Source organism: Longimicrobiaceae bacterium (assembly GCA_035696245.1).
In the GTDB taxonomy this organism is placed as follows: Bacteria; Gemmatimonadota; Gemmatimonadetes; order Longimicrobiales; family Longimicrobiaceae; genus DASRQW01.
Window position 1 is genome coordinate 1 of sequence record DASRQW010000082.1, and the last position, 3,564, is coordinate 3,564.

Below are 3,564 nucleotides of genomic sequence, written 5' to 3' on the forward strand. Positions count from 1 at the left end.
TCGCCGAACTCCAGCAGCTCCTGAAGCACCTCTGCCGACTCAGCCCGCAGCATCCCCCCCGCCTGGCTCTCGCGGACGATGTATTGCAGCTCCTCGGGCGTGCGGTACTGCTCGTCGCCCGCGGCCTGGCGGTTGATGCCCATCAGCCGCAGCACTCCGTTGCCCAGCCAGTTCAGCGAGACGATGAGCACGAAGGCGATGCGCTGCACCCACAGCACCACGGGCGTCACCCACAGCACCGTGCGCTCCGGCCCCTGGAGCGCGATGGACTTGGGCACCATCTCGCCGAGGACGATGTGGAAGTAGGTGAGCACAGCCACCGCCAGCACGCTCGCCAGCGAGTGCGCCGTCAGCCACCGCGCCCAGTCCATCCGCCTGTCGAGCAGCCCGCCGATCCCTTCGGCCAGCACGTGCTCGCCGTACATGCCCAAGCCCAGGCTGGCCATGGTCACGCCCAACTGCGCCGTGGCGATGTAGCGGTCGCGGCGCTTGCGCTCGTGCAGCACCTTCAGCACGGTGCGCGCGACCCGGTCGCCCCCCGCCGCCAGCCGTTCGATGGAGACGCGGGGCACGCCCACGATGGCGAACTCGGCCGCCACGAAGAGCGCATTCAGCAGCACGAGCAGGGCGATGACGACGACGGGAAGGAGGCTACCCACGCGCGTCCTCCCGGTCGTCGCCGCGGCGCGGGCGCGGGGTGGCGATCACCCACGCCACCGCGTGCGCCGCCACCGCCTCCACCTCCATCGCGACGCCTTCGATCTCCACCCGCTCGCCCGGCTCGGGGAGGTGCCCCAGCGCCTCGGTCACGCGGCCGCCAACGGTGTCGCTCTCGCCGTCCAGGTACGCCCCGATCCACGGCTCCGCCTCGTCTATGCGCAGCAGGCCGGGCAGGCGCACGCGCCCGTCGGGCAGCCGCTCCGGCCGCGGGTCCCCGCTCTTGAACTCGTCGCCGAAGTCGCCCATCACCTCGGTGAGCACGTCGTCGAGCGTGACCAGGCCGGACACGCCGCCGAACTCGTCCAGCACCACCGCCTGGTGGCTGCGGCGCTCGCGCATGAGCGTGAGCAGCCGGTCCGCGCTGATGCTCTCGTGCACCATCAGCACCGGCCGCAGCAGCGGCTCGATGGAGGCCAGCGGCGTCTCCTCGAGCGTGCGCGCGAAGAGGTCGCGCGTGTGGAGGACGCCCACGATGTTGTCGATGGTGCCGCGGAAGACGGGCAGGCGCGTGTAGGGGCTGTCGGCCAGCACCTGGAGCACCCGGTCCACCGGCGTCCCGATCTCCAGCGCCTGGATCTGGGGGCGCGGGACCATGAGATGGCGGGCGGGGCGGATGCCCAGCTGGAGCGCGCGCCGCAGCCGCCGGTGCTCGTCCGGCTCCAGCAGCCCGCCGTCGCGGCTCTCGGCGATGAGCAGGTCGATCTCCTCCGGCGAGTGGATGTGCCCGTGCCCGGCCTGCGCCACGCCCAGCACGCGCAGGACGAACGACGCGCTGCCGTTCAGCACGCGCAGGAAGGGCGAGAAGACGACCAGCGACCAGCGCATGGGCAGCACGGTGGCCAGCGCCACCTCGGTAGGCTTGTGCAGCGCCAGGTACTTGGGCACCAGCTCGCTCAGCACCATCTGCAGCACGGTCAGGCAGGCGAGGACGACCACCGTGGCGAGGGACTGCGCGGCCACCTGCTGCATCCCCGTCCACCCGGCGAACACGGGCCCCAGCGCCTGGGCGATGGTGCCCTGCGCGTAGGCGCCCACGATCAGGCTGGTGAGGGTGATGCCCATCTGGCTGGCCGAGATGTAGCGGTCCAGCCGGCGCGGGTCCGCCAGGAAGGGGAGCAGGCTGGCGGCCAGCGAGTTGCCCTGCTCCGCGCGCTGGCGGATGCGGCTGCGGCGCACGCTCACCGCCGCGAACTCGGCCGAGACGTACAGCGCGGTGAGGGCGATGAGGACGAAGACGACCACGAACGGGAACAGCGTCATCTCGCGGCGCTCCGGTGCGCGGGGCGTGCGGGAGCTCCGCGCGGCGCCCGGGGGCGCGGCGGTGCCGGCCTGTGGGTGCGGGCGGAGCGGGGTCTTCGGGTGCGCAACGGGCGGAAAGCCTCCTTTCGGCGGGACCGGGGTACGCAGGGAGCAAGCCACCGCGCGAAACGCCCGGCGGCACCCCGCGACCGGTTGAGGGTACGTGCGGCGCGCCGGGCTGGCAAGGCGCCGCGCATGGGGCCACTTTGCACGCGGCTCGCCCTCGGGCGTATATTCGCGGCGCGAGGCGGGCGACCGCCGTCCACCCTACGACAGGGCAGAATGGAAACCGACAACGAGCTGAGCGACCGGCTGCGCGACCGCATCCTGAACGCGCTGCACCTGGGCACCCTGCGCCCCGGCGACCGGCTGCCCAGCATCCGCACCCTGTGGCGCGAGATGGGGGTGGACCACCGCGTGGTCGCCCAGGCCTACCGCTCCCTCGAGGCCGAGGGCCTGGTGGAGGTGCGCGGCCGCTCCGGCGTGTACGTGGCCCCGCAGGACCAGCTGGGCGGCGAGCTGCTGGCCGAGACGGCGCGGTGGATGGCAGGCGTGCTCGTGGAAGGCTGGAAGCGTCGCATTCCCGTGGGCGAGCTGCCGGACCTGCTCCGGCGGTCCACCTCCACGCGCAAGCTGCGGTGCGCCTGCGTGGAGAGCAACGTGGACCAGATGACGGCGTACACCTCCGAGCTGGAGGAGCAGTTCGGGCTGGAGCCGGTGCCCATCTACATCTCGCCCGTGCCGCTGGCCCGGCCCCAGCGCTCCGTGGAGTTCTACGGCGTGCAGGACCGGCTGCGCGAGGTGGACCTGGTGGTCACCACCGTCTACCACTGGCGCCTGGTCCGCGCCGCCGCCGAGGCCGTGGGCACCCCCACGGTGACCCTCAGCGTGAACCCGGAGACGGTGGACACCATGCGCCGCCGCCTGCGCGACACCTTCGTCACGGTGGTCGCGGTCGACCCGGTGTTCGGCGACCGCATCCGGGCCATGTACGAGGACGAGCTCACGGACCCGGACCGCATCCGCGTGGTGCTGGCCGACGACGCGCAGGCCGCCGCCGCCATCCCTCCGGGCGAGCCGGTGCTGCTCACGCGCGCCGCGCGCAGCCGCCTTGGCGACGGCTTCCCCAACCCGCTGCTTGTGCCGCACTCGCCCACCTTCTCGGCCCGCACCGCCCGCGAGCTGCTGGAGGTGATGATCCGCCTGAACGTGGGCGCCGGCCTCCGCACCAGCGCCGACGCCGCTCCGCTGGAGCCCGAGGCGCCCGCGGCGTAGCTCGGCCTTCACACCGTCTTCCCGCATCCGCTGCCACCAACAGCGCTGGGTGAACGGCGGGTGATCGGGATGACGTCCCTCGAAGCTCCAAACACACATCGGCCGTGTCGCCTGGTTCGCGACACGGCCGATGTATTTTCAGCGGATGTCCATCGACGGAATCGCACTCACGGCGCTCACCTGGCGGCCTGAGAGCCGCCACCCGCTCCCACAACCCGCGTGGGTGAGGGGACGTGCAGCCTGGCAAGTCCGACGGGCTCACGGGAGATG

Annotated in this window: 3 protein-coding genes; 1 reads left to right on the forward strand and 2 read right to left on the reverse strand. The window is 72.5% G+C overall.

Features of this window, described 5'->3' with window-relative positions:
- A partial coding sequence (locus VFE05_03945) for a CNNM domain-containing protein (GenBank protein HET6229206.1) occupies positions 1-659 on the reverse strand: 659 nt, incomplete at its 3' end.
- Positions 652-1,980 (reverse strand): hemolysin family protein, encoded by a 1,329-nt coding sequence (locus tag VFE05_03950; protein ID HET6229207.1) that lies wholly within the window; start codon positions 1,978-1,980, stop codon positions 652-654. The genes VFE05_03945 and VFE05_03950, both read right to left, overlap by 8 nt.
- Positions 1,981-2,301: 321 nt before the next feature.
- On the opposite strand from VFE05_03950, the gene VFE05_03955 reads away from it, so the two are divergent.
- Positions 2,302-3,294 (forward strand): winged helix-turn-helix domain-containing protein, encoded by a 993-nt coding sequence (locus VFE05_03955; GenBank protein ID HET6229208.1) that lies wholly within the window; start codon positions 2,302-2,304, stop codon positions 3,292-3,294.
- Positions 3,295-3,564: the final 270 nt, after the last annotated feature.

Bases quoted from the DNA above. Each gene is read 5' to 3' on its own strand.
- VFE05_03955 (HET6229208.1), top strand. From the start codon at position 2,302: ATGGAAACCGACAACGAGCTGAGCGACCGGCTGCGCGACCGCATCCTG.
- VFE05_03950 (HET6229207.1), bottom strand. From the start codon at position 1,980: ATGACGCTGTTCCCGTTCGTGGTCGTCTTCGTCCTCATCGCCCTCACC.